This window comes from Sphingomonas sp. DMC6, assembly GCF_056314225.1.
In genome coordinates this window covers 477,734-495,675 of record NZ_JBQUYT010000004.1, presented here as the reverse complement: position 1 = coordinate 495,675, position 17,942 = coordinate 477,734, and the positions used below count along the sequence as shown (strand labels likewise).

At 65.3% G+C, this 17,942-nt stretch carries 16 protein-coding genes and 2 tRNA genes; 9 read left to right on the top strand and 9 right to left on the bottom strand.

Annotation, left to right across the window (positions count from 1 at the left end):
• Positions 1–285: 285 nt before the first annotated feature.
• Positions 286–987 carry a thiamine phosphate synthase gene (thiE, locus tag ACT53M_RS12915; RefSeq protein WP_476233833.1) on the bottom strand — a complete coding sequence of 234 codons (702 nt, stop codon included), beginning with the start codon at positions 985–987 and terminating at the stop codon, positions 286–288.
• Between thiE and ACT53M_RS12910 the strand changes: the two genes are divergently transcribed.
• Positions 986–1,720: a DUF72 domain-containing protein gene (locus ACT53M_RS12910; RefSeq protein ID WP_476233832.1), complete on the top strand. Its 735-nt coding sequence runs from the start codon at positions 986–988 to the stop codon at positions 1,718–1,720. The genes thiE and ACT53M_RS12910 overlap by 2 nt on opposite strands.
• A gap of 55 nt (positions 1,721–1,775) precedes the next feature.
• Here the strand turns inward: ACT53M_RS12910 and ACT53M_RS12905 are convergent, their stop codons facing one another.
• Positions 1,776–2,693, bottom strand: coding sequence for a class I fructose-bisphosphate aldolase (locus ACT53M_RS12905; RefSeq protein WP_476233831.1), 918 nt, complete (start codon positions 2,691–2,693; stop codon positions 1,776–1,778).
• A gap of 229 nt (positions 2,694–2,922) precedes the next feature.
• Here ACT53M_RS12905 and ACT53M_RS12900 point away from each other — a divergent pair, with 229 nt between their 5' ends.
• The gene (locus ACT53M_RS12900; protein WP_476233830.1) at positions 2,923–3,438 is read left to right on the top strand and encodes a TlpA family protein disulfide reductase; all 516 of its coding nucleotides are present in this window, start codon (positions 2,923–2,925) and stop codon (positions 3,436–3,438) included.
• A gap of 128 nt (positions 3,439–3,566) precedes the next feature.
• Here the strand turns inward: ACT53M_RS12900 and ACT53M_RS12895 are convergent, their stop codons facing one another.
• From ACT53M_RS12895 to tkt, 3 genes are all read right to left on the bottom strand, one after another.
• The gene (locus ACT53M_RS12895) at positions 3,567–4,757 is read right to left on the bottom strand and encodes a phosphoglycerate kinase (RefSeq protein WP_476233829.1); all 1,191 of its coding nucleotides are present in this window, start codon (positions 4,755–4,757) and stop codon (positions 3,567–3,569) included.
• Between the two features lie 278 nt (positions 4,758–5,035).
• Complete coding sequence (gene gap, locus ACT53M_RS12890) at positions 5,036–6,040, bottom strand: type I glyceraldehyde-3-phosphate dehydrogenase (protein WP_476233828.1); 1,005 nt, start codon at positions 6,038–6,040, stop codon at positions 5,036–5,038.
• Positions 6,037–8,004, bottom strand: coding sequence for a transketolase (tkt, locus tag ACT53M_RS12885; RefSeq protein ID WP_476233827.1), 1,968 nt, complete (start codon positions 8,002–8,004; stop codon positions 6,037–6,039). Before tkt ends, gap begins: the two co-directional genes overlap by 4 nt.
• Before the next feature lie 135 nt (positions 8,005–8,139).
• Between tkt and ACT53M_RS12880 the strand changes: the two genes are divergently transcribed.
• The 4 genes from ACT53M_RS12880 to ACT53M_RS12865 all read left to right on the top strand — a co-directional run bounded on the left by ACT53M_RS12880 (position 8,140) and on the right by ACT53M_RS12865 (position 9,565).
• Positions 8,140–8,328 (top strand): hypothetical protein, encoded by a 189-nt coding sequence (locus ACT53M_RS12880; protein WP_476233826.1) that lies wholly within the window; start codon positions 8,140–8,142, stop codon positions 8,326–8,328.
• Complete coding sequence (locus ACT53M_RS12875; RefSeq protein WP_476233824.1) at positions 8,328–8,630, top strand: cell division protein ZapA; 303 nt, start codon at positions 8,328–8,330, stop codon at positions 8,628–8,630. Before ACT53M_RS12880 ends, ACT53M_RS12875 begins: the two co-directional genes overlap by 1 nt.
• Positions 8,631–8,807: 177 nt before the next feature.
• A complete protein-coding gene (locus ACT53M_RS12870) occupies positions 8,808–9,362 on the top strand; it encodes a 5-formyltetrahydrofolate cyclo-ligase (RefSeq protein WP_476233823.1) in 555 nt (184 codons plus the stop codon).
• Positions 9,344–9,565, top strand: coding sequence for a DUF2842 domain-containing protein (locus ACT53M_RS12865; protein WP_476229711.1), 222 nt, complete (start codon positions 9,344–9,346; stop codon positions 9,563–9,565). Before ACT53M_RS12870 ends, ACT53M_RS12865 begins: the two co-directional genes overlap by 19 nt.
• Positions 9,566–9,581: 16 nt before the next feature.
• Here ACT53M_RS12865 and ACT53M_RS12860 read toward each other — a convergent pair.
• The 4 genes from ACT53M_RS12860 to ACT53M_RS12845 all read right to left on the bottom strand — a co-directional run bounded on the left by ACT53M_RS12860 (position 9,582) and on the right by ACT53M_RS12845 (position 12,950).
• Positions 9,582–9,658 (bottom strand) — tRNA-Asp (locus ACT53M_RS12860).
• Positions 9,659–9,749: 91 nt separating this feature from the next.
• A tRNA-Asp gene (locus tag ACT53M_RS12855) sits at positions 9,750–9,826 on the bottom strand.
• Positions 9,827–9,872: 46 nt separating this feature from the next.
• Positions 9,873–11,048, bottom strand: a complete 1,176-nt coding sequence (locus tag ACT53M_RS12850; RefSeq protein ID WP_476233847.1) for an AI-2E family transporter — start codon at positions 11,046–11,048, stop codon at positions 9,873–9,875.
• Between the two features lie 138 nt (positions 11,049–11,186).
• Positions 11,187–12,950 (bottom strand): class I adenylate-forming enzyme family protein, encoded by a 1,764-nt coding sequence (locus tag ACT53M_RS12845; RefSeq protein ID WP_476233822.1) that lies wholly within the window; start codon positions 12,948–12,950, stop codon positions 11,187–11,189.
• 144 nt (positions 12,951–13,094) lie between these two features.
• Here ACT53M_RS12845 and ACT53M_RS12840 point away from each other — a divergent pair, with 144 nt between their 5' ends.
• The 3 genes from ACT53M_RS12840 (at position 13,095) to ACT53M_RS12830 (ending at position 17,909) form a co-directional block, all read left to right on the top strand.
• Positions 13,095–14,318: a serine hydrolase domain-containing protein gene (locus tag ACT53M_RS12840; protein ID WP_476233821.1), complete on the top strand. Its 1,224-nt coding sequence runs from the start codon at positions 13,095–13,097 to the stop codon at positions 14,316–14,318.
• A 214-nt stretch (positions 14,319–14,532) separates the two neighbouring features.
• Entirely contained in the window at positions 14,533–16,557 is a 2,025-nt protein-coding gene (locus ACT53M_RS12835; protein ID WP_476233819.1) for a 3-hydroxyacyl-CoA dehydrogenase NAD-binding domain-containing protein, read from the top strand.
• A gap of 167 nt (positions 16,558–16,724) precedes the next feature.
• Entirely contained in the window at positions 16,725–17,909 is a 1,185-nt protein-coding gene (locus tag ACT53M_RS12830; protein ID WP_476233818.1) for an acyl-CoA dehydrogenase family protein, read from the top strand.
• Positions 17,910–17,942 lie beyond the last annotated feature (33 nt).

The following is a 17,942-nucleotide window of genomic DNA, read 5'->3' as shown; positions in this document are numbered from 1 at the left end:
CAAAGAGCGACAAAAACCGACGCTGCGCCTCTCCCCTTTTTCTCGGGGCGGCCGCCGCGCCTGATTTTCGGTGACCGTCGCGCCGTCCAGTGAAGTGCACCGCGTCGGTGGAGCGGCTTCTATGCGGGGGACCGGTGTCCGTCAACGGCTTTTTGCATTTTTGTGTCGCAAGCCCCGAAAATTGCACTCAATACATTGATATTGTTATATATTTTATCCGGAACTTTCAGCGCCTGCGTGACGAATCGATGACGAATCGCCACGCATTCCCCCGATTCCGGAGACTCACCCGTGCTTCTGACCCAGCAAATCGGCGAACGCCCGGACGGCAGACGCTTCGTCGCCGCCCCAGACCGCGCCGCTGACCGCCAGAAAATCCGCGCCGGCCTGGACGAGCGGTGCAGCGTTGGCGGGCGTGATTCCGCCGATCGCTACGCACGGCAGTTCGAACAACGCCGACCACCAGGACAGAATCGCCGGTTCCGGCCGGTGCTTCGTTTCCTTGGTGCTGGTGGGATAGAAGGCACCAAACGCAACATAGTCGGCACCCGCCTCCCCCGCTTCCATCGCAAGATGCCGGCTGTCGTGGCAGGTCACGCCGATCTGGATGTTCGGCCCGAGGATCGAACGCGCCTCACGGGCATCGCCATCGCCCTGGCCGAGATGCACGCCGTCGGCACCAAGCCGCTTCGCCAGGCTGACACTGTCATTGACGATGAAAGCCACATCAGCATCCGCGCAGATTTTCTGGAGCGGTTCGGCCAGTCGTGCGGCTTCATGCTGGTCCACATCCTTTACCCGGAACTGGAACGCGGCAACCGAACCTGCATCCAGCGCACGGCGCAGGCGATCGGGAAAGCTGCCGCCCACATCCAGCGGCGAGATCAGATAGAGCTGGCACGGCGGACGACGATCGTCGCGCACGAACTGATCCGCAAAGCCTTCCAGCGCGTTGTCGATGTCGAGGTCGTCGATCGGGTCGTGCATGAGTAACTCCGCTGGTCAAATCTATGTCGGTTGTTCGGGCTGGATGTACCGCCACTGGCGCGGCGCATTCTACCCCGAGCGGCTGCCGGTCAAGCAATGGTATGGCTATTATGCCGCACAGTTCGATGCGGTGGAGATCAACAACAGCTTCTATCGCCTGCCCGCCGCCGAAACCTTCGCTGCATGGCTCGAACAGGCGCCGCCCGGTTTCCGCTATGCGGTAAAAGCACAGCGATACCTGACACAGGCACGCAAGCTGAAGGATCCGGAGGAACCGCTGGCGCGCATTCTGCTGCCGATCCGGCATCTACAGGACCGGCTGGGGCCGGTGCTCTATCAATTGCCGCCGCACTTCGCGGTCAATGTCGATCGACTGGCTGCGTTCGTCGCCGCACTCCCGCGCGACATGGCGCATGTGATAGAGTTCCGCCATCCGAGCTGGTATTGCGATGCGGTGTTCGCGTTGCTCGAACAGGGCAGTATCGGCTTTTGCGTGCACGACATGGCAGGATCGGTGAGCCCGATCCGCGCCACGGGGCCCCTCGCCTATCGGCGCTTCCACGGTAGCGCTGGGAAATATTGGGGCCGCTACCCGCAGGCGGTGCTGCGCGCCGCCGCCGACTGGCTTATGGCAGAGGCTGCGCAGGGGCGAACCGGCTGGGCCTTCTTCAACAATGATGCCGAGGCGCATGCCGTTGCCGATGCCCTGGCGCTCAAGGTGCTGCTCGGCTGAAGTTATGCGGCGGCGCCGTGCGGGAAGGACCCCGCCGGCGCCGCCGGGGCAGGTTTCAGGCCTCCTCGCCCTTATAAATCGAAACCAGCTTGTCGAGCATCGCCAGCGCTTCTGCGCGCGGGCGCTGGAACGTGTTGCGGCCGATGATCGAGCCGTTGCCGCCACCATCGCGAATGTCCCGCGCGTCCTGATAGACGGCATCAGCACCCTTGGCTGCGCCGCCCGAGAAGACGACGATACGACGGCCGGCAAAACAGCTCTTCACGACATGGCGCACCCGCTCCGACTGCGCCGACCAGTCAGTGCCTTCATAAACCTTCTGCGCATCCTTCTGCTCGATATGCGCGGTCGGCAGCTTCACCTTGATGATGTGCGCGCCGAGTAGCGCCGCCATGTGCGCGGCATAGGCGCCGACGTCGAGCGCGAGTTCGCCGTCCTTGGTCAGTTTGCCGCCGCGCGGATACGACCAGATCACCGTCGCAATGCCGACCGAGGCAGCCTCGGCGCGCATTTCCTTGATCTCTTCCATCATTTCGAACACGTCGTCGGCGCCCGGATAGATGGTGAAGCCGATCGCCGAGCAGCCGAGCCGCAGCGCATCGTCGACACCGCCGGTGACGGCCTGATTGATGCCAGTCGCCCAGCTGTTCGAGCTGTTGACCTTGAGGATCGTGGGGATCTGGCCGGCAAAGGCGTCCGCCCCTGCCTCGATCATCCCCAGCGGCGCGGCGTAGGCCGACAGACCTGCATCAACGGCCAGCTGGAAGTGGTAATGGGGATCATAGGCGTCGGGGTTTACCGCGAAGCTGCGCGCGGGGCCGTGCTCGAACCCCTGGTCGACCGGCAGGATGATCAGCTTGCCGGTCCCGCCGAGGCGACCCTGCATCAGAATACGCGCCAGATTGGCCTTCACACCGGGATTGTCGGATTCATAATTTGCGAGGATCGCTTTAACGGCCGGCGTGATGCCCATGATATTCCCTCAACGGATGCTGTTGGCGCGCTCCCTATCGCGCCGATACACGCACGAAAAGGCTGACAACGCTCCCCAAAACGACTGGCGAACAAACTTGTGCCGCAGTGGCGGGACACGTCGAATACCTGTACGACAGTTGGTCTCCATTTGGAGCCATCCACGTACCCGATTGACCCGTCCGTTACGGCAGCTAGCTTTCGCTCCGACAGAATCGGGGAGAAGGGCGATGACGTGGGACCGGCGGCAATTGTTAAACGCGGGCATGGGCCTCGCGCTCTCCCCCTGGCCCGCCATCGCCGCGCCGTCGCACCAGCCCAAGGTTGGGGAAGCGGCACCGGACGCCGAACTGGTGCTGCTCGACGGGAGCAGGATCAAACTTTCGGAGACGCGCGGCGACGTCGTGGTGCTCAACATCTGGGCGACCTGGTGCGGGCCGTGCCGCAAGGAACTGCCGCTGCTGGATCGCTACTTCCAGCTACAGCGCAGCCATGGTCTGCGGGTCTATGCGCTCACCACCGAGGATTCGGTGCCGATTTACAAGCTGAAGCCGGTATTCGAGACGCTTAGCATTCAGCCGACCAAGCGGATCAAGGGCCCCTATGGCCCGATCGATGGCGCGGTACCGTCCAACTACATCGTCGATCGCGCCGGACGGCTGCGCTACGCCAAGGCAGGGGCGTTCACGCTCGACCTGCTGAACCAGGAACTGGTGCCGCTGCTCAACGAGCCCCGGCCGGCGTGAGGAGCCTCGCAAGGAGCGGTGACGGGCGCCGCCCGAAGGCGGGGGAAGTGCGTCCTTAGTTCGACGCCGACCTCCCCCTCCGTCGCCTTCGGCGCCACCTCCCCCTGGCGGGGGAGGATTGCAACGCTTCAGCGCGCCAGTGCGGCGACGCCCGGCAGTTCCTTGCCTTCCATCCATTCGAGGAAGGCGCCCCCCGCCGTCGAGACAAAGCTGAAGTCGCCGCCCACGCCGGCCTGGTTGAGCGCCGCAACCGTATCGCCGCCACCTGCGACCGAGACGAGCTGGCCTTCCTTGGTGAGCGCGGCCGCCGTCCGCGCCAGCGAGACGGTCGCGGTGTCGAACGGCGGAATCTCGAACGCACCGAGCGGGCCGTTCCACACCAGCGTCTTGCAGGTCTTGAGCACGTCGGCGAGCGCCTCGGTCGCCGCCGGGCCGATGTCGAGGATCATCTCGTCCGCCGCGACCTCGTGGACATTGACCGTCCGAACCGGCGGATTGGCACGAAATTCCTTCGCAACCACCACATCATAGGGCAGATGGACGGTGCAGCCGGCCGCGTCGGCGGCGTCGAGGATTTCCTCGGCGGTGCCGGTCAGGTCGTGCTCGCACAGGCTCTTGCCCACATCCACCCCGCGCGCGGCGAGGAAGGTGTTGGCCATGCCGCCGCCAATGATCAGGTGATCGACCTTGGCGACGAGGTGTTTGAGCACGTCGAGCTTGGTCGAAACCTTGGCGCCGCCGACCACCGCGGCAACCGGATGTTTGGGATTGCCAAGCGCCTTGTCGAGCGCGTCAAGCTCGGCTTCCATCTGGCGGCCGGCAAAGGCCGGCAGCTTGTGGGCGAGGCCCTCGGTCGAGGCGTGCGCGCGGTGCGCAGCCGAGAAGGCGTCGTTGACATACAGGTCGCCGAGCGATGCGAAACGATCAACCACGGCCGGATCGTTCTTCTCTTCGCCGCCGAAGAAGCGGGTGTTTTCCAGCAGCGCGATGTCGCCGTCGTTCAGCGTCGCGACCGAGGCGGCGTCGGCTTCCCAATCGATATAGCGGACCGGGCGGCCGAGCACCTGCTCGAACGGCTTGACCACCTGCGCGAGCGAAAATTCGGCGCTGGGCACGCCCTTCGGGCGGCCGAAATGCGCAAGGACCAGCACTTTCGCGCCGCGATCAGCGAGTTCGGCGACGGTCTGCACGGCGGCACGGAGCCGGGTGTCGTCCGTAACGGCGCCGTCCGCCATCGGCACGTTCAGGTCTTCGCGGACCAGCACCCGCTTGCCGGTGATATCGCCCATGTCGTCGAGCGTCTTGAAATTGCGCGCCATGCCCTGTCCCTCGCGTTTGAATAGCTGCGCGAGCGGCATCCTATTGGCGGAGCGCTCGCATCCTGCGCTTGTGCCTTTGGCCGCCGTGCCGCCCCCGCCCACCATCGTCATCCCGGCGGAAGCCGGGATGACAGAAGAGGAGCCGCTCTGCGACACTAGGGCCGCCTTGAAGATGGAAGGGGCTGCAGCCCGTGCAACCGTCCTCCCCTCCCCTAGCCCCTCCCGCAAGCGGGAGGGGGATTCAGAAGTGCCCTCCGTTTCAGCGGAGGATCGTCGTCTTAGAGCCCCGCCATCACGGTCGCGGTGTCGACCATGCGGTTCGAGAAGCCCCATTCGTTATCATACCAGCTCACCACGCGGACCAGCTTGCCGTCGATCACCGCGGTTTCCAGGCTGTCGACGGTCGACGACGCCGGCGTGTGGACGATGTCGGCCGACACGATCGGATCGGCGGTGTAGTAGAGCACGCCCTTGAGCGGGCCGCTTTCCGAGGCCGCCTTCAGCACCGCGTTGACTTCCTCGACCGAGGTGTCGCGCTTCGGCTGGAAGGTCAGGTCGACAAGGCTGCCGTCCGGCACCGGCACGCGGACGGCCGAACCGTCGAGCTTGCCCTTCAACTCCGGCAGCACCTCGCCCACCGCGCGGGCAGCGCCCGTCGTGGTCGGGATGATCGACATGGCAGCGGCACGCGCGCGGCGCAGGTCGCTGTGGATCTGGTCGAGGATCTTCTGGTCGTTGGTATAGGCGTGGACGGTCGTCATCAGGCCACGTTCGATGCCGATCGCATCGTTGAGCACCTTGGCGACCGGCGCCAGGCAGTTGGTCGTGCACGACGCATTCGAGACGATCTTGTGCTCGGCGGTCAGCTTGTCGTGGTTGACGCCATAGACGACGGTGAGGTCGACATTCTTGCCCGGTGCCGAGATCAGCACCTTCTTGGCGCCGGCGTCGATATGCTTCTGGGCCGATGCGCGATCGGTGAAGAAGCCGGTGCATTCGAGCACGATCTCGACACCGTTTTCGGCGTGCGGCAGGTTGGCCGGATCGCGCTCGGCGGTCACCTTGATGCGCTTGCCGTCGACGACGATGTCGTTGCCATCGGCTTCGACGGTGCCCGGATATTTGCCATGGACGCTGTCACGCGAGAACAGCCAGGCGTTCGACTTGGCATCGGCCAGATCGTTGATGGTCACGAGTTCGAGTCCGCTTTCCGGGCGCTCGAGGATCGCGCGTGCCACCAGCCGGCCGATACGTCCGAAACCGTTGATCGCAACCTTCGTCATGCCTGTTCTCCGTTCAGCTTGGCAATGATCTGCGGGACGATGGCGTCCGCAGTGAGACCGAAATGTTCGTATAGGCGTAGATAGGGGCCCGAAGCGCCAAAGCTATCCACGCCGAAGCGCAGCCCGTCGGTGCCGGTGTAACGCTCCCACCCGAAGGTGGTGCCGGCCTCGATCGAGACCTTGAGCGCGTCGGCGGGCAGGATGTCGTGCTTGTAGGCCGCGTCCTGCGCGTCGAACCGTTCGAAGCAAGGGAAGGAGACGACGTCCGCGCCGATGCCCTGGGCTTCCAGCGCCTCGCGCACCGCGACGGCGATCTCGACTTCCGAGCCGGTCGCCAGCAGCGCCACCTTGCGCGGCGCTTCCGCCTCCAGCAGCGCATAGGCGCCGCGAGCCGAGCGGTTCTCGGTCGCTTCGGTGCGGAGCTGCGGCAGGTTCTGGCGGCTGAGCGCGAGCAACGACGGGCCATCCGACTTTGCGAGCGCGGCTTCCCATGCCTCGGCGGTCTCGACAACATCGCACGGCCGCCACACGTCGAGGTTCGGGATCATCCGCAGGCTCATCAGATGCTCGATCGGCTGGTGGGTCGGGCCGTCTTCACCGAGACCGATCGAATCATGCGTCATGACATAGACGACGCGGGCATGCTGGAGCGCCGAGAGGCGGATGGCGGCGCGGGCATAGTCCGCGAACACCAGGAAGGTGCCGCCATAGGGGATCACGCCGCCGTGCAGCGCCATGCCGTTCATCGCGGCGGCCATGCCGAATTCGCGGATGCCGTAGTTGATATAGCGGCCGCCGTAATTGGCGGCGTCGAGCCGCTGCAGTCCCTTGGTCAGCGTGTTGTTCGAGCCGGTAAGGTCCGCCGATCCGCCGATCGTCTCGTCGAGGATCGCGTTGACCGCTTCCAGCGCCAGCTCGGACGCCTTGCGGGTCGCGACCTTTTGCGGGTTGGCGATCAGCTGCTGAATGTGCGGCTGGAGCAGGTTCGGCTGCACATCGCCACGGCGTTCCCAGCCGAGGCGATCCGGATGCGCGGCGAGGCGCTGCTTCCATGCAGCGTGCGGTGCGGCGCCGCGGCTACCTGCTTCGAGCCAGGCGTCGCGGATGTCCCCGGGGATTTCGAACGGCTCGTGGTTCCAGCCGAGCGCGACGCGCGCGGCCGCGACTTCGTCCTTGCCCAGCGGCGAGCCATGGACCTTCGACGTGCCTTCCTTGTTCGGCGCGCCCTTTCCGATCACGGTGCGGCACTTGACCAGCACCGGCTTGTCGCTGGCGACCGCAGCGTCGAGCGCGCGGACAATGTCCTCCTCGTCATGGCCGTCGCACTCGAGCACTTCCCAGCCGGTCGCGCGGTAGCGAGCGGGAATGTCCTCGACCGAAGAGAGCGAAACCGGGCCGTCGATGGTGATGTTGTTGTCGTCCCACAGCACGACCAGCCGGTCGAGCTTCAGATGGCCGGCAATGCCGATCGCTTCGTGGTTGATGCCTTCCATCAGGCAGCCGTCGCCGGCGATCACCCAGGTGCGGTGATCGACCAGATCGTCGCCGAAGGTCGCGTTCAGGTGCCGCTCGGCAATCGCCATGCCGACCGCCATCGCCAGCCCCTGCCCCAGCGGGCCGGTGGTGCATTCGACGCCGGCGAGCTCGAAATTCTCCGGGTGACCGGCGCACGGGCTGCCGATCTGGCGGAAATTCTTGATGTCCTCCAGCGTCGGTCGGGCATAGCCCGTCAGATGCAGCAGCGAATAGAGCAGCATCGAGCCATGGCCGGCCGAGAGCACGAACCGGTCGCGATCGGGCCAGTAGGGATCGGCCGGATCGAACTTGAGATAGCGCTGGAACAGCACCGTGGCGACATCCGCCATGCCCATCGGCATGCCGGGGTGCCCCGAATTGGCGGCCTCGACCGCGTCCATGGAAAGCGCGCGGATCGCATTGGCACAATCGGTGAAGGATGCTGTCACGTCGTGTTCCCTGTTTATGTGCGGACGCCTTTGGAAGCGAGTTGCGGATACGTCAACCGCTCGTCGCCCCAGCCGCGACGATCGCCCTGTCGCACCGGGGCTTGCCGATGGATGCGAGGGTGGTATCGGCATTCCATGTCCAAGGATGCAGCAGAGCGGATCGAAGCCGCGCTCGCGCGGATCGAAGCAGCAGCAAGTGCCCGTGCCTATTCGACCGCGCGGCTAGCCCGCCGCCACCAGTTGCTGCGCGAGCGCGTCCAGCAGGCGATAACCGCGCTCGATGACGTTATTTCGCACGCAGACTCCGGCGAGGAACAGGACTGATGGCGGAAATCACGCTCAGCATCGCCGGCCGCAGCTACAGCGTGTCCGCGCGCGAGGGCGAGGAGCCGCATCTGCGGAAGCTGGAAACGCTGATCGCCCAGCATGCCGCAACGGCGCAGCGCGCGTCGGGCGGCATCAATACGGAGCGGACCCTGGTCTATCTCGCGCTGATCCTGGCCGACCTGCTCGACGAAGCCGAGACCAATCCGAAGCACGGTATTTCGCCGATGCTGCTGGAGCGGATCGCGGACCGGCTGGAAGCTGTCGCCACGGCACTTGAGGAACCCGTGCCAAGCGCCTAGATAGGGGTTGGCGGGTACTGCCCGGTGCGAGCCTTAGCAATTATCCCTGAGGCTATAATCATCATCCATGGGAGCTGTCCCTGTGCAGATCCTGGTCTGTCACACATGGTTCCCACCTGACGTTCTGTGCGTCGGTGGATATTCAGGCCAACGGCCCATGGTGGTCCCGCCACTACCATGATTCAGGACAAAGCCGCCCTGCGCGCCCGGCTGCGGGCCGATCGCGACCGGTTCGCAGCCGAGTCCATAACGGCAATCGTCGCACCCGAACCCTTCATCGAACGGCTGGTGCCCGGCCAGATCGTCGCAACCTATTGCGCGGTGGGCAGCGAAGCCGACCCCACCCAGCTCGCCGCCGCTGCTGCCGAGCGGGGATGCCGGCTGGCCCTGCCCCATGTTGTCGATCGCGCCAGCCCCATCCGCTTCCTTGCCTGGGAAATGGGCGTATCGCTGGTGCAAGGGCCGTTCGGCCTGCGCCAGCCCGACGAATCGAGCCCGGAATTGGCGCCCGACGTGATCCTGACGCCGCTGGTCGGCTTCGACCCCCGACTCAACCGGCTGGGCCAGGGCGCCGGCCATTATGACCGCGCCTTCGCCCGGTTCGACCAGGCATGGCGAGTCGGCGTCGCATGGTCGGTACAGGAAGTCCCGGCGATCCCGGCCGATATCTGGGATCTGCCGCTGCACGCGGTGGTGACCGAAGAAGGAATGCGATGGCACGCGGAACCGTGAATCCCTCGTGGCGCAAGCCGGCCGGCGTGCTGGCAATCGTCGGACTGATCCTGGTGTGGGTGGTGCTGGTTACCAGTTTCTCGGGCAGGATCGGCGCGCTGCCGATTCTCGTCCAGACCCTGATCTATGTACTGACCGGCGTGGTGTGGATTCTGCCGCTGGGGCCGCTGTTGCGCTGGATGGAGACGGGGCGTTGGCGCTGACGGCGAATATGCGCCGTGGCGCGAGTGACGGGGCTCGAACCCGCGACCTCCGGCGTGACAGGCCGGCGCTCTAACCAACTGAGCTACACCCGCGTGATACGGCCTGCACCGGTTGGTGCGCCCGCGCTCATCGCGTCATGTCGATGATCCCTCTGGACCGAGACCCTGCACCGCTTGCGGCGCATGGCGCGAGTGACGGGGCTCGAACCCGCGACCTCCGGCGTGACAGGCCGGCGCTCTAACCAACTGAGCTACACCCGCTCGTTCCAAGCGAGGAGGCGGCCACTAGCGAGAGGTTCTGGGGGTGTCAACCGGATTGATCGAGTCCGGCACGACGATGGCCCCGCGTCGCCGCCGGATCACGCACCAGCGTGCCGTGTTCGAACAGGAATCCGGCAATATCGGGCTTGCCGGCCGCGTTGAGCACGGTCTGGATAATGATCAGCAGCGGCACCGCCAGCAGCGCGCCGGTGGTGCCCCACACCCAGCCCCAGAAGCTCAGCGAAATAAGGATCATGATCGGGTTGATCGTCAACCGGTGGCCGACGATCAGCGGCGTCACCACATTCGCCTCGATCAGATGCGCGGCGATCATCACCACCGGCGGCGCCATTGCCCAGCCGATCTCGCCGAAGCTCATCAGGCCGCCCACCGCGAGCAGCAGCGCCGCGATCACCGGGCCGATATAGGGGATGTAGTTGAGCAGCGCGACGATGCCGCCCCACATCAGCGGCGTCGGCATCTTCATCATCCACAGCGCGCCCGCAACGATCAGGCCGAGCAGAATGTTGATCAGCGTGATCGTGCCCAGATAGGCCGAGGTATCGTCGACCACGTCCTGGATCACCCGCGCCGTCGCCATCGCCCCGCCGAAGCTCGACCGGCTGGTGATCGCCCGGCGCCGCAGCCGCGTCCAGCCGGCGAGAAAGAAGTAGATGACGAGGATGGCGAAGAACATCTCGATCAGCGCCGAGGGCGCCGAGGTGGTGAACAGATCGAGCAGCGACGTCGGCGGCGAGGTCGGCGCCGCGATCGGCTGGCGCACGGGCGACGCGGCGAAATTGTTGAGCGTCTTGTTCACGAACCGCTCGAGGTTCGAATAGAAGCGAATCACCGGCTCCAGATTATGCTGGATCTGCGGAATGCTCTCCGGCAGCCGTCGGACCCATTGCCAGGCAGGCACGACGATCGAGGCAAGCGCGATATTCGCCGCGCTGAGGAACAGCAGCACGCACAGGAACGAGGCGAGCGGCGCCGGCATGCGGTGACGCTCCAGCCATTCGAGCAACGGCACCAGCGCGATGGCGATGACCAGCGCGGCGGTGAGCGGCAGAAAGAAACGCGCGCCCGCCTGCAGGGCAAAGGGCAGCGCGAGCACAAGGCCCATGCCGGCGATGAGCACCATAGCCGCCATCAGCCGGTCACGCTTCAGGCTCGGATCCAGCGACTCGTCACCCTCATCCGCCTCCAGCGGATTGGGCAGTGCCCCGAAGTCGGGCACATCGTCTGCCAGGCCGTCCACCGATTCCGTCCGCTGATTCACGCAACATTCCTTCCGGCGCCACTCTAGGAGGCCCGGCGAATCGGGGCAATCGCTGGTGCGGGCTGCCCGCCCTTTCGTTCACGCGACGGCTTCTCCCGTGAACAGCGCCTTCAGATCCTTTTTCAGAATCTTGCCATTGGCATTGCGCGGCAGAGTCTCTGCGGAAAAGCGAACCGCGACCGGCACCTTGAATGCGGCGATTCGCGCGCGCACCCAGTCCTGCAACTCGGCTTCGGTGGCGGTCATGCCGGGAGCGAGATGGACGACGGCCACCGGCTCTTCCCCCAACGTCTTGTGCGGAATGCCGATCAGTGCGGCGTCGGTGACGGCGGGATGCGCGTAGAGCACGTCCTCGACTTCGGACGAATAGATATTCTCGCCGCCGCGGATGATGATGTCCTTCGCCCGGTCGACAATATAGAGGAAGCCTTCCTCGTCCAGCCGCGCCAGATCGCCGGTGCGCACCCAGCCGTCGCGGAAAGTTTCGGCGGTCGCCTCGGGCCTGTTCCAATAGCCCTTCACGACCATCGGCCCCTTGGTCCACAGTTCGCCGACTTCGCCGACGGGCAATTCGTGTTGGCCCTCCACACTCATGATCTTGAGCTCGGCGACCGGCACCGCCGGCCCGGCGCTGGTCGGGCGGGCGAGATAATCCTCCGCCGCATGCACGGTTACGGTCGCCATCGTCTCGGTCATGCCCCAGCCATTGCCGGGCAGCGCGCCGAATTCGGCATGGATGCGCTTCACCAGTTCGGGCGCCGAGGGCGCGCCGCCATAGGAAATGCTCTCCAGGCTCGACAGGTCATAATTGCCGCGCTCGGGGTGTTCGAGCAGCTGCCAGGCGATCGTCGGCACGCCGCCGGTCATATTGACCCGCTCGCGCTGGATGATCTCCATTGCTTCCACCGGCTCCCAGCGACGCATGAACACGGTGGTGCCGCCAGCGGCGATCATCGGCATCAACCCGGCGCTGCACGCGGTGACGTGAAACAGCGGTATCACCAGCAGGCCCACCTTGTGCGGCGGCATCGCGGGGGGAACCTCGCCCCGCCGCAGCATCATCCGCGCGCTGGCATAGCCGCTGGTCAGAATGTTGGTCATGATGTTGCGGTGCGTGCCCACCGCGCCCTTGGGATTGCCGGTGGTGCCGCTGGTGTAGAACAAGGTCGCATCGTCCTCGGGCGCGATCGCGACTTCGGGAAAGGGAATGTCGGCAAGCCCCGCCCAGTCGTTGCAGGGGCCGACGATCGAATCGAGCGTGACCGCCCCGCCCTCCACCGCACCGCGCTGGCGGCTGACCACCACCTGTTCCAGCGCCGGCAGCAGATCATAGCATTGGTTCAGCCGCTCGTGCCGCTCGCCATCGACGAACAGCAATTTGGCGCCCGAGTCCTTCAGGCCATATTCGAGCTCGGCACCGGTCCACCACGCGTTGAGCGGAACGAGGATCGCGCCGATGCTGGTCGCGGCGAAGAAGATCGTCGGCCATTCGGGCAGGTTGCGCATGGCAAGCGCAATCCGGTCGCCCTTCTGCACCCCCTGCCCCTGCATCCACGCGGCCAGATGGCACACGGCGCGGTAATTTGCCTCGTAACTGACCCGCTCGTCCTGATAGATAGTGAAGACGCGCTCGCCATAGGCACGCACCAGCCGCTGGAGGATCGCGGTGGAGGGTGGCGCGTTCTTCCACACGCGGGTCGGGACGCCGCGGATCTCTACCGTATCGATCTCGAATCGCGCACCGGGTGCAGTCAGCATCGCCTCTGCCTGCGCCATCGAACATTTCGGCCAGTCAACGGGCAGCGGCACGATCGGGTCGAGGGTCACGGCAGCACTCTCCATCCAGTTCCGAACATTGGGTTTGGCGCAAAGCACCAACCGGTTGCGACGTTAGTGTTGATTCCCGGCGCGCTCAAGGCAATAGGATGAAGACGCCCACAAGAAGGTGCATTGAACAGGATTCGAACGAGAGGTATGCCCGCAGCGATGCAGATCGTAGACCCCCGGACGCACGGCTTCGACCCCGCCCGACTCGCGCGGATCGATGCCTTTGTGAAGGCGCGGTACCTCGATTCGGGCAAGCTGCCGCACGCACAGCTGCTGCTCGCCCGCGACGGCCATATCGTCCATTTCTCGCACCAGGGCGCTGCCCGCGAGGGTGGCGTGCCGGTGGACGAAGCCACGCTGTTCCGCATCGCGTCGATGACCAAGCCGGTCACCAGCCTGGCGTTCATGATGCTGGTGGAGGAAGGGCTGGTCGCGCTCGACACGCCGGTCCACCATGTGCTGCCCGAGTTCAGGCACGTCGGCGTCTATGCCGGCGGCGGCGGCGGGGTTCCGTTCGTCACCAGGCCCACCGCGCAGCCGATGCGGATGATCGACCTGCTGCGCCACACCTCGGGCCTGACCTACAGCTTCCAGAATCGTACCAATGTCGACGCCGCCTATCGCGAGGGGCGGATCGAAAGCTGGCATGCCAACCTCACGCTCGACGGCTTTGTCGAAGCGCTGGGCAAGCTGCCGCTCGAATTTTCGCCGGGAGAGGAATGGAATTACTCGGTCTCCACCGACGTGCTGGGCGCGGTGGTGGAGCGGCTGAGCGGACTGACGCTCGACCGCTTCTTTGCCGAGCGCATTTTCGCGCCGCTCGGCATGCACGACAGCTTCTTTCAGGTGCCGGCGGAGAAGATCGATCGCCTGTCCGACTGCTGGACGATGAAGCAGGGCGAAGGTCGCGTCATGTACGATCGCGGTGCTGACTCGGCCTGGGCGCGCTTTCCGCGGCTGCTGTCGGGCGGCGGCGGGCTGGTTTCAACTGCGCTCGATTATCACCGGTTCAACACGATGTTGCTCAACCGGGGTGAACTGGGCGGCGTGCGGATCGTCTCGCGCAAGACGATCGAATTGATGACGATGAACCACCTGCCCGGCGGCCGCGACCTGACCGCCATGTCGCGCGCGCTGTTCAGCGAGGCGACCAACGCCGGCACCGGCTTTGGCCTGGGCTTCGCCGTCAACCTGGATGTCGCGAAAACGATGATCCCCGGCTCCGTCGGCGAATTTTACTGGGGCGGCATGTTCTCGACTGCCTTTTTCATCGATCCGGTCGAACGGATCTCCATGGTGTTCATGACCCAGTTTTCCCCGTCGATGCTCTACCCGATCCGGCGCGAGCTGAAGACGCTGATCTATTCGGCGCTGACGCGGTGATGGGAGACCTCGCCTCTTTTCCCGTCGTCATTCCCGCGAAGGCGGGAATCCATTTGCCGGTGCGCCGGGGGAAGGAACCGCAGCACCAGCGCCAATGGATCCCCGCCTTCGCGGGGATGAAGGCGAGTAGCGCGGTTCGCCCTCATTGCCTTGCCCCTTCCCTTCACCCCATCCCGGCCGTCAGCCGGCCATCCGAACCGAGGAGTTCGTTACCATGTCCGTGATTACCACCAGCCGTCAGGGCGATGTCCTGATCCTCACCTCTGACAATCCGCCGGTGAACGCGCTCGGCGCGGCGGTGCGGCAGGGGCTGCAGGCCGGCATCGAGGAAGCCAAGGGCGACGACAGCATCAAGGCGGTCGTCATCATCTGCGCCGGCAAGACCTTCTTTGCGGGTGCCGACATCACCGAGTTCGGCAAGGCGATGGCCGAGCCGTCGCTGCCGGTGCTGGTCGACCAGATCGAGGCGCTCGACAAGCCGGTGATTTCGGCGGTCCATGGCACGGCGCTCGGCGGCGGCTGCGAAGTGGCGCTCGCCTCCCACTATCGCATCGCCGTCCCATCGGCGAAGTTCGGCTTGCCCGAAGTGAAGCTGGGCATCCTTCCCGGCGCGGGCGGCACCCAGCGCATGCCGCGCGTCGCCGGCGTCGAAGTGGCGCTGGAAATGGCGACCAAGGGCGATCCGATCTCGGCCGCCCAGGCCAAGGACGCCGGACTGGTTGATCGCCTTGCGGGCGAAGACAGCCTGCTGGCCGATGCCGTTGCCTTTGCGAACGACGTGATCGGCAAGCCGGTGTCGCGCTCCAGCGAGCGTCCGGTGACCATCGATCCCGCGGTTTTCCAGGCATTTCGTGCTGCTAATGCTAAGCGTTTTCGTGGCCTCGACGCGCCGAACACCATCATTGACCTGATCGAGCAGACCGCCGGCAAGCCCTATGCCGAGGGTGTTCAGGCCGAACGTATGGGCTTCATGAGGCTGATCATGGGCACCCAGTCGGCAGCGCTGCGCCACATCTTCTTCGCCGAGCGCAAGGCGGCGAAGATCGACGGCATCGCCGAGGACATCCAGCTGCGCGATATCAAGCGCGTCGGCGTGATCGGCGCCGGCACGATGGGCGGCGGTATCAGCATGAACTTCCTCTCGGCGGGCGTGCCGGTGACTATCGTCGAAATGGCACAGGAAGCGCTCGATCGCGGCACCGGCGTGATGCGCAAGAATTACGAGGCGACCGCCGCCAAGGGCCGCATGACCGCCGAACAGGTCGAAAAGGCGATGGGGCTCCTCAAGCCCACGCTCAACTTCGACGATCTGGCCGAGTGCGACCTGATCATCGAGGCCGTCTATGAGAGCATGGACGTGAAAAAGGACGTGTTCGGCCGGCTCGACAAGATTGCCAAGCCGGGCGCGATCCTTGCCTCGAACACCAGCTATCTCAACATCGACGAGATCGCCGCCGCCACCAGCCGCCCGCAGGACGTGGTGGGCCTGCACTTCTTCTCGCCGGCCAATGTGATGAAGCTGCTCGAGATCGTCCGCGGCGCCAAGACCGCCGACGATGTGCTGGCGACCGCCATGGCGCTCAGCAAGAAGATCAAGAAAGTCGCCGTCATTGCCGGCGTCTGCTACGGCTTCATCGGCAACCGAATGCTGATGCCGCGCCAGGTGGAAGCCACCAAGATGCTGCTCGAAGGCGCCACGCCTGAGCAGATCGACAAGGTCCATGTCGCCTTCGGTATGCCGATGGGACCGTTCCAGATGGCCGATCTCGCCGGCGTCGACATCGGCTGGCACCGCGATCCCAACCGCATCGAGAATATCCGCGACGCGCTCGCCGCCGAAGGCCGCTGGGGCCAGAAGAAGGGCGCCGGTTTCTATGACTATGACGAGAAGCGGCAGCCTTCGAACAGCCCGCGCGTCGCCGAGCTGATCGAGGAATGGCGCGGCAAGCTGGGTGTGCCGAGCCACGAGATCACCGAGGAGGAGATCGTCGTCCGCACGCTTTACACCATGGTCAACGAAGGCGCGCTGATCCTCGCCGAGGGCATGGCCCAGCGGGCGAGCGACATCGATGTGGTGTGGGTCTATGGCTATGGCTGGCCCCCGTACCGGGGCGGGCCGATGTTCTGGGCCGACACCGAGGGCCTGAAGAAGATCGTAGAAGGCCTGGAGAAATACGGCTTCGAGGTCGCCCCGCTGCTCCGCGAGAAGGCGGAGAAGGGCGAGAAGTTCAACCGGTGATGCACCCGCTCTCCCTCTCCCCCTGGGAGAGGGAGGGAGGCGCGCAGCGCCGGAAGGGTGAGGGTGACGGGATAATCGGCTGAAAAAGCCATCCTCACCCTCCCACCGCCTGACGGCGGCGGGCCCCTCCCTCTCCCAAAGGGAGAGGGGTTTGGATGGAGAGGATGATGAACGACGCTCTCGACACGTTCCGCGCCGAAACCCGCGCGTGGCTGGAGGCGAACTGCCCGCCTGCGATGCGCGAACCGGTGCGGTCCGAAAAGGACATGGCCTGGGGTGGTCGCAATCCCGAATGGAGCCATCCCGACCAGAAGCTGTGGATGGACCGCATGGCCGCGCGCGGCTGGACCGTGCCTGACTGGCCCCAGGCCTATGGCGGCGGCGGCCTTTCCCCCGCCGAAACCAAGGTGCTGCGCGAGGAAATGGCGCGGATCAAGGCGCGCAACCCGCTCAGCAGCTTCGGCATCTCGATGCTCGGGCCGGCGCTGCTCAAATATGGCACCGAGGAACAGAAGCTCGAGCATCTGCCCAGGATCGCGCGCGGCGAGATTCGCTGGTGCCAGGGCTATTCGGAGCCCAATGCGGGGTCCGACCTTGCCGGCCTCCAGACCTGGGCGGAGGATGCCGGCGACCATTATATCGTCAACGGGCAGAAGGTTTGGACCAGCTATGCCGACAAGGCCGACTGGATTTTCTGCCTTGTCCGTACCAGCAAGGAGGCGAAGCAGGGCGGCATCAGCTTCCTGTTGTTCGACATGGCCTCGCCGGGCGTCTCGACCAAGCCGATCCTGCTGATCTCCGGCTATTCGCCGTTCTGCGAAACCTTCTTCGACAATGTGAAGGTGCCCAAGTCGCAGCGCATTCACGACGAGAACAAGGGCTGGGACGTCGCCAAATACCTGCTCGGCCATGAGCGCGAGATGATCTCCGGCATGGGGCTGGGCGGCACCGGCGGCAATCCGCTGGTCGAAGGCGCGATCGCGACGATCGGGCTTGATGCCGAAGGCCGGCTGGCCGACCCGCTGCTGCGCGCGCAGATCGCGCTGTTCGAGGTACGGGCGCGGGCCTTTTCGGCGATGTCCGAGCGGTTCATCGACGAGCTGAAGGCCGGCCGCGCCCATCCCGCCCAGCCGAGCATGATGAAATACTACGGCACCGAGCTGAACAAGGCGCGCCACGAACTGGTGATGGCTGCCGGCGGATCGGATGCGCTGGAGTGGGAGAGCGACGCCTCGGCGAGGGGCGCCAAGCCCCGCGCCTGGCTGCGCACCAAGGCCAACTCGATCGAGGGAGGGACGAGCGAGATCCAGCTCAACATCATCGCCAAGCGGATTCTGGAATTGCCGGGCTGAACCCTAAACTCCCTCTCCCCTTGGGAGAGGGAG